This window comes from Glaciecola sp. HTCC2999 (genome assembly GCF_000155775.1).
GTDB lineage: Bacteria > Pseudomonadota > Gammaproteobacteria > Enterobacterales > Alteromonadaceae > Opacimonas.
Map to the genome: position 1 here is coordinate 96,133 of NZ_DS989815.1, position 7,297 is coordinate 103,429.

At 38.2% G+C, this 7,297-nt stretch carries 8 protein-coding genes and 1 pseudogene; all 9 read right to left on the reverse strand.

Annotated features, from left to right (window positions below; all coding sequences use genetic code 11):
- Nucleotides 1-6: 6 nt before the first annotated feature.
- Nucleotides 7-540 carry a F0F1 ATP synthase subunit delta gene (atpH, locus tag G2999_RS10835; protein ID WP_010181613.1) on the reverse strand — a complete coding sequence of 178 codons (534 nt, stop codon included), beginning with the start codon at nt 538-540 and terminating at the stop codon, nt 7-9.
- Between the two features lie 13 nt (nt 541-553).
- Nucleotides 554-1,024: a F0F1 ATP synthase subunit B gene (atpF, locus tag G2999_RS10840; RefSeq protein WP_010181615.1), complete on the reverse strand. Its 471-nt coding sequence runs from the start codon at nt 1,022-1,024 to the stop codon at nt 554-556.
- Between the two features lie 48 nt (nt 1,025-1,072).
- On the reverse strand, nt 1,073-1,294 hold the full coding sequence (gene atpE, locus G2999_RS10845; protein ID WP_010181617.1) for a F0F1 ATP synthase subunit C: 222 nt from the start codon (nt 1,292-1,294) through the stop codon (nt 1,073-1,075).
- A 49-nt stretch (nt 1,295-1,343) separates the two neighbouring features.
- A complete protein-coding gene (gene atpB, locus G2999_RS10850) occupies nt 1,344-2,177 on the reverse strand; it encodes a F0F1 ATP synthase subunit A (protein WP_010181619.1) in 834 nt (277 codons plus the stop codon).
- Nucleotides 2,178-2,191: 14 nt separating this feature from the next.
- Nucleotides 2,192-2,593: an ATP synthase subunit I gene (locus tag G2999_RS13835; protein ID WP_010181621.1), complete on the reverse strand. Its 402-nt coding sequence runs from the start codon at nt 2,591-2,593 to the stop codon at nt 2,192-2,194.
- Nucleotides 2,594-2,810: 217 nt separating this feature from the next.
- The gene (locus G2999_RS10860; RefSeq protein ID WP_010181623.1) at nt 2,811-3,701 is read right to left on the reverse strand and encodes a ParB/RepB/Spo0J family partition protein; all 891 of its coding nucleotides are present in this window, start codon (nt 3,699-3,701) and stop codon (nt 2,811-2,813) included.
- A 23-nt stretch (nt 3,702-3,724) separates the two neighbouring features.
- Nucleotides 3,725-4,500 (reverse strand): annotated as a pseudogene (locus tag G2999_RS12425) (ParA family protein).
- 13 nt (nt 4,501-4,513) lie between these two features.
- Nucleotides 4,514-5,176: a 16S rRNA (guanine(527)-N(7))-methyltransferase RsmG gene (gene rsmG / locus G2999_RS10870; protein ID WP_010181626.1), complete on the reverse strand. Its 663-nt coding sequence runs from the start codon at nt 5,174-5,176 to the stop codon at nt 4,514-4,516.
- Complete coding sequence (gene mnmG / locus G2999_RS10875) at nt 5,176-7,065, reverse strand: tRNA uridine-5-carboxymethylaminomethyl(34) synthesis enzyme MnmG (protein ID WP_010181628.1); 1,890 nt, start codon at nt 7,063-7,065, stop codon at nt 5,176-5,178. Before mnmG ends, rsmG begins: the two co-directional genes overlap by 1 nt.
- Nucleotides 7,066-7,297: the final 232 nt, after the last annotated feature.

The following is a 7,297-nucleotide window of genomic DNA, read 5'->3' on the forward strand; positions in this document are numbered from 1 at the left end:
TCCCCGTTATGCTTGTAACGCGTCTGCTAGACGGTTTAATTTAGTGTGTATGGAACCATCGATAACTGTGTCACCGGCTTTTATTACTAAACCAGCAACAACTGCCTTATCCACGTTACAATTAAGCTTCACTTTACGTGCCAAGCGTTTTTCAAGCGCCTTGCTGATGTTAGTTTGTTGTGCTTTGGTCAGTTTGATCGCAGATGTGACATCTACATCAATTTCTTTATCAAAGTCAGCTTTTAGCTGATTAAACAACGTAGCAACTTCAGGAAGTGCAGATAAACGTTGGTTCTCTGCCAAAACTTTAATGAAGTTTTGACCGTTTTCGTCGATTTGCTCACCGCAAACACCGATAAATATTTCAGCTAGTCTGTCAGCAGAATAAGCACCATTTAACACTTGTTTAATGGCGTCATCCTGAGCAACTGCACCAGCGAATACCAGCATTTCTTGCCATTGGGCGACGGTTTCTTTCTCGACAGCGAAATCAAAAGCCGCTTTGGCATAAGGGCGAGCAACGGTAGTCAATTCAGACATGGCTCATTCTCCCTTATAGCTCGTCGACAAGTTTTGCAACAATGTCGGCTTGAGCGTCTTTATCGATTTCACGCGCTAAGATTTTTTCTGCGCCAGCAATAGCTAAAGCAGATACTTGCTTACGCAAATCTTCTTTGGCACGGTTGCGTTCAGCTTCTATCTCCGCATAACCTTGGGCGATGATTTTCTCACGCTCAGAGTGACCACGTTGCGTTTCTTCGTCAACTAAGACGTTGGCACGCTTTTTGGCTTGCTCGATAATGTCTGCTGCTTGCGCTTTGGCTTCTTTAAGCTGCTCAGCTGCTTGAGCTTGAGCATCTGCTAGATCTTGTTCAGCACGGTCAGAAGCTTCTAGCCCATCGGCTATTTTCTTCTGACGCTCTTCAATTGCGCCTAGTAGTGGTGGCCACACGAACTTCATGCAGAACCATACAAAGACAGCAAAAGCGATTGCTTGACCTATTAGAGTGGCGTTAATGTTCACGTCTACTCCTCCTATTTAATGTTCGCTAAAACTTTCGGGTTAAGTAAATTAAGCACCAACCGCGAACAATAGGTAAAGAGCGATACCAACACCGATCATCGCGATAGCATCGATAAGACCTGCTACGATGAACATTTTAACTTGCAATTGTGGTGCAAGTTCTGGTTGGCGAGCAGCAGATTCTAAGAATTTACCACCTAAGATACCGAAACCAATAGCGGTACCTAGGGCACCCATTCCGATTAGTAGAGCAACTGCGATATATAACATTTTATGTCTCCGAGTTTTCGTAGTTAAAGTTTAAAGTTAAAAGAAACAATTAATGGTCTTCATGTGCCAGGCTTAAATACACGATAGTTAACATCATGAAGATAAACGCTTGCAATGGAAGAACCAAAATATGGAACACAGCCCATGGGAAATGCAGCGGTAACTGCCATAATCCTAAGGTTGCAATAAGTATAAAAATCAATTCACTAGCGTATAAGTTACCGAACAAACGTAAGGCAAGAGATACTGGACGAGCAATTAAAGTGACTGATTCTAGGATGAAATTCACTGGAATGAACGCCCAATGGTTGAACGGTTGCAGTGTTAACTCTTTCATAAAACCGGTGATACCTTTGATCTTGATTGAATAGTAAATAATCAAGAAGAATACACCAATTGCTAATGCAAAAGTTAAGTTCAAATCTGTCGTCGGTACCGCTTTCATGTATACATCATGTGGATCCATTCCAAATGCGGTAGAACCAATGAAACCAGCGATAGTAGGTAAGAAATCTACCGGTACTAAATCCATCAAGTTCATCAAGAACACCCAGACGAAAATAGTTAATGCTAGAGGCGCGATAAGTGCATTTTTACCATGAAAAGTATCTTTAACGTTTGTATTCACAAACTCAATCACTATTTCAATAAATGCTTGCCATTTGGTTGGAACACCAACAGTTGCTTTTTTAGCAGCGCTGGTAAATAACCATAAGAAAAGAACACCTAAACCAATTGACCACAGAAGTGTGTCGATGTGCCATGACCAAAAACCTGCATCTTTACAAGCTTTGTTGAATGCAATACCGTTTTCAGTAGTACACATGACAGCATTGGTTAAATGGTGTTGGATATATTCAGTAGTAGTATATTCTGATGCCATTGTTTAACCCACGTTTAATTAGAAATTGTTGAGTGGCGTTTACTGATCCATATGATCGAAATAGTATGTGTCGCCGTTGTGAGGACAAATCCGATTAACATAGTTACGGGATGTAACTGAGGTAATTGATATGCCAGCACAAATAAAATCATTGTCATCGCCAATTTTATTTTAGAGCCTTGGCTAAAACTCTTCATCACCAAATCTTTTTTGGTGGCGCCGGCGAACCGAAACGCAAAAAATGAAAATACTAAATTAGGAATTACACTAACAGCGGCACCTATTGCAAAAGATACGGCTAGATGTGAAGTGAAAAAAATTACAAAAAATAAAGATAAAATGAGAGATACAAAAAATTGAAGTAGTAGAGTTTTGGTGGCCAGTATTTTTCCTTTACTTACCAACGATTTTCTCACTTATACTCTCTTACATTTAAAACCTAACTTTAGCGTGGAGAAGTATACTTAGAATGGATATTATTTCAACTAATAAAGATCAATGATAATTTTAATACCACTCATACATATAAATGATGATCTCGATAAATAAGGCTCTGTAGCTATTGATTTACCTAGGTAGGTTGATCGTAGTAGATCCAAAGTCGTAAACATTCACCCACATAATGAATGACTTTTATTCGTTAAAAAATCCTAAAATTCCATCTAACTGTTCTAAATCAGAGAAATTGATAACAACCTTGCCCTTACCTTTTTTATTTGCGTTAATCTGGACTTGTGCACCAATTTGTTCTGCTAGTCTTGTTTGTAATTGTTCGACATCTGGAACGACTGATTTTGATTCTTTTTCTTGAGGTGGGTTTAATAACTTACGGACATAATTTTCTGTTTCGCGAACACTGAGTTTATTGTCCGCCACGTGTTTACCTGCCTCTTTTTGTAAATCACTTTCTAATGCAAGTAAAGTTCTTGCATGACCCATTTCAATATCACCGTATTCAAGTAATTTTTTTACTTCATCATTGAGTAAATTGAGACGCAGTAAGTTCGTTACGGTAGTGCGTGATTTACCTACGGCAATAGCAACTTCTTGATGAGTCAGTTCAAATTCTTTCATTAAACGGTCAAGCGCTTGAGCTTCTTCCATGGCATTAAGATCTTCACGCTGGATGTTCTCAATTAATGCAATCGCAACGGCAGCTTCATCAGCTACTTCTTTAATTAAGCAAGGTACCTCATGTAATAAGGCTAATTTGGCTGCACGCCAACGACGTTCACCAGCAATAATTTCAAATTTATTATTCCCTACACTGCGAACAACAATTGGTTGAATAATTCCTTGTGCTTGAATAGAGGTAGATAGTTCCTCTAAAGCATCGGGTGACATATCTTTACGAGGCTGATATTTTCCGGGTTGCAAACAATCAATTGGTAAATGGCGTAAGTCACCATCAGTAGGCTCGCCAGATTTAATCTTTGACTGACTAACAGTATTTGGTGCTACAGTACGATTAGAGGTTAGCAGTGCATCTAATCCTCGACCTAAACCTTTACTTTTTCCAGCCATAATCTGTTGTTTTCCTATACAGTTTATTGTGTAGCACTTTTATTTTTACTATTGATAATTTCACCAGCTAAAGCAAGATAAGCTTTTGCACCAGTAGAAGATTTATCATAATACATTGCTGGTGTACCGTAACTAGGTGCTTCTGCTAATCGGACATTACGAGGAATGACAGTTCGATATACAAGTTTTCCAAAATGACGTTTTAATTGTTCAGAAACATCATTTGCTAAGCGATTACGCGGATCGTACATGGTACGTAAAATACTCAATGCATAAATCTTTATTCACAACTGAAGCGAGTTTTCAATTGTACCCATTAGTTCGGTTAACCTTCTAATGCATAATATTCACATTGCATAGGTACGATAACAGAATCGGCCGCTGCAAGTGCGTTAACCGTCAATTGGGACAAGGATGGGGGACAATCAATAAAGATAAAATCATAATCGTCTTTTACCGGATTTAATGCATTTCGTAATCTAACTTCGCGAGCATACAGTTCCATCAGTTTAACTTCAGCAGCTGTATTATCAGAATTACCAGCAATTAAATGATATTTACCACTTGTTTCATTGATTATAATTTCTTTAGCAGGCTTATCTTCAATTAATAATTCGTAACAGGTATTTTTAACATCATGTTTTGATATACCGCTGGCAGTCGTTGCGTTGCCCTGAGGATCAAGGTCTATCAATAAAACACGACGTTTAGTTGCTGCCATAGAAGCAGCAAGGTTTACTGTCGATGTGGTTTTACCAACACCACCTTTTTGATTCGCTATTGCGATTATTTTAGCCACGGGCCAATCTCTTTTATACTGTTTGCGTTGATATTATGCGAATTAAATGCCGTTCCCCGATCAATTGAGGGACATGTAATTGAACTGACTCTTTTAATTGAAAATTTATTGGCATCTCAGTTAACTCAGATTCAGGATATTGGCCTTTTAGGGCAACAAATTCTCCACTAGTATTTACCAAATGACCACACCAGTGCAACATATCTTTTATGCTAGCAAAGGCTCTGGAAATGACACCATCAAATCCATTAGGATCTTTATATTCTTCTACTCTTGATTGTACTGGCGAAATATTATTCAATTTTAACCCATATGCCACTTGCTGCATGAATCTAACACGTTTTCCTAATGAGTCTAGTAATACAAATTCATATTCAGGATGCATTATTGCCAATGGTATCCCTGGTAAACCTGGCCCAGTTCCGACATCAATAAACCGTGTTCCACGCAAAAATGGTGATACCACAATTGAATCTAATACATGTTTTACTAGCATATCATCAATTTGACGAATGGAAGTGAGGTTATACGCCTTATTCCATTTGTGCATCATTTCGATATACATCACTAATTTTTGTAGTTGTTCAGCCGTAACAGTGAGATCAGTTTTAGCTACTAGGTAAGTTAATTTAGCAACTAGCTGTTGGTCTGCTGCTTGAAATAAGGTATCAGTCATTAGGCAGATTTTCTCAACATGTTGTGTTTTTTCAAATATACCAACAACAAAGATATTGCTGCTGGTGTGATACCAGATATTCGAGACGCTTTACCAATAGTTTCTGGACGAGACTCTGTTAACTTCGCTACTACCTCATTGGACAAACCAGAAATTTGAGAATAATCAAATGTCGGTGGTAATAAGGTTTCTTCGTGCCGCTGTGTTTTCGCTATTTCTTCTTTTTGGCGTTCTATATAACCAGCATATTTAATTTGTATCTCTACTTGTTCAGCTGCTTGTACATGCTCTAAACCTGGTCCAATTCCTTCTATTTCCATTAGCTTTTTATAAGTCATTTCAGGACGTCTAATTAATTCTTCAAACGTATGTTCCCTACTTACTGGATTTTTCAATAGTGGATTTAATGCTGGTGTCGCACTGTGTTCTGGATGTACATAATGCGCTTTTAGTCTTTGTTTTTCTTGTTCAATTAAATCTAACTTTTCATTAAAGGCAGCCCATCGAGCATCATCAACCAGACCTACTTCTCGACCTAATGGTGTTAAGCGCATATCAGCGTTATCTTCGCGTAATAATAATCGATATTCAGCACGAGAAGTAAACATACGATACGGTTCTTTCGTGCCCATAGTCGCTAAATCATCAATTAAAACACCTATGTAGGCTTGGTCACGACGTAAACTGATAGGGGCTTTATCTTGCGTTTGTAAAGCCGCATTCGCGCCAGCAATTAACCCTTGAGCACCAGCTTCTTCATAACCGGTGGTCCCATTAATTTGACCAGCAAAAAATAACCCTTCTATAAATTTAGTTTCTAATGACTGTTTCAAATCTCGTGGATCAAAGAAATCATATTCAATCGCATAGCCAGGTCGAATAATATGCGCATTTTCAAAACCTTTAATGGAACGAACTAAATCAAATTGCACATCAAAAGGTAAAGATGTCGATATACCATTAGGATATATTTCAATTGAATCTAATCCTTCTGGTTCAACAAATATTTGATGAGAATCCTTATCAGCAAACCGATTAATTTTATCTTCAATGCTTGGACAATATCGTGGTCCTATTCCTTCAATAACACCGGTATACATAGGAGAACGATCTAGCCCGCCACGAATTATCTCATGGGTACGTTCATTAGTATGTGTGATATAACATGGAATTTGACGTGGATGCTGTTCCACTTTTCCCATGAAAGAAAATACAGGTAAAGGGGTATCCCCTGGCTGAGCTTGCATGACTTCATAATTTAACGTCCTAGCGTCAAGTCTTGCGGGTGTGCCAGTTTTTAATCTATCAACTCTAAATGGTAATGCTCTTAATCGTTGTGCAAGTGCTATTGAAGGTGGATCGCCAGCGCGTCCTCCTTTGTAATTCTCCATTCCTATGTGGATGGTTCCACCTAAAAATGTACCTACCGTTATCACAACGGTTTTGGCTTTAAATTTCAAACCCATTTGTGTAACAACACCAGTTACACGGTTGTTTTCAACTATAATATCATCACAAGATTGTTGAAAAATGGTCAAATTTTGTTGATGTTCTAATGATTTTCTTACGGCATTTCTATATAAATTACGATCTGCTTGAGCTCGTGTAGCTCTTACAGCAGGACCTTTTGAAGAATTTAATGTACGAAATTGAATTCCAGCATGATCGATAGCATGTGCCATCGTACCACCCAGTGCATCTATTTCTTTTACTAGATGACCTTTACCAATTCCACCTATTGCCGGATTACATGACATTTGGCCTAACGTTTCCATATTATGTGTTAGCAATAATGTTTTCACACCCATACGGGCAGCCGCTAAAGCTGCTTCTGTACCAGCATGACCACCACCAACGACAATGACATCATATGATTCTTCGTAAAACATGTAATTTGACCTATAAATATTAACCTTCTTATTTTAGCTGATTTGCCAGAAAGTTGACAATGCTTTGTGCGTAGCACTGCTTTTAATAAAAAAAGCTTTTATATAGTGTATAGATTATTACTATTATTATTAAGGAAGCACTTTTCTGTGTATAACCCTTTTTTTTTTAGTAATTTTAATAAGTTATGTAGATCATAACTATCCTTAGGGTCGGTTCGTAACTGCGTACAAG